The organism is Pseudomonadota bacterium (genome assembly GCA_038533575.1).
Taxonomy (GTDB): domain Bacteria; phylum Pseudomonadota; class Alphaproteobacteria; order Rhodobacterales; family Rhodobacteraceae; genus Shimia_B.
Window position 1 is genome coordinate 1 of the sequence record JBCAYL010000053.1, and the last position, 533, is coordinate 533.

Consider the following 533-nt stretch of genomic DNA (forward strand, 5'->3'; position numbering starts at 1 on the left):
CGCGACGATGGTGGTGCTCCCCGCCGACCACCTCATCGACAAGCCCGCCCGCTTCCACGCCGTCCTCGACGCCGCCGTCGCGAAGGCGCAAACGCCCGGCGCGCTCGTCACCATCGGCATCGAGCCGACGCACCCCGAGACGGGCTACGGCTACATCCAGTACGACATGTCCGGGGCCACCGGCGGCGACGGTGCTGCCGGACCGCAGGCCTTCCCGGTCAAGACGTTCGCCGAGAAGCCCGACCTCCCGACCGCCGAGCGCTTCCTCGACTCGGGCGACTTCCTCTGGAACTCGGGCATGTTCATCTGGCGCGCCGACGCCATCCTGGCCGCCTTCGCGCGCAACCTCCCCAAGGTGCACCGCCTCTTCGCGCCCCTCGCCGACGCCTTCGGCACCGACGGCGAGGCGGACGCCATCGCGGCGGCCTACGCGAAGAGCCCCAAGATCTCGATCGACTACGGCATTCTGGAGCAGGCCGACGAGGTGCTCGTGGTGCCCGGGTCGTTCGGCTGGAGCGACGTCGGCGACTGGC

General features: G+C 71.1%; 1 protein-coding gene. It reads left to right on the forward strand.

Annotation, left to right across the window (positions count from 1 at the left end):
* Positions 1-533, forward strand: a 533-nt coding sequence (locus AAFM92_16965; GenBank protein ID MEL7302047.1) for a sugar phosphate nucleotidyltransferase, incomplete at both ends; no start/stop codon positions are given.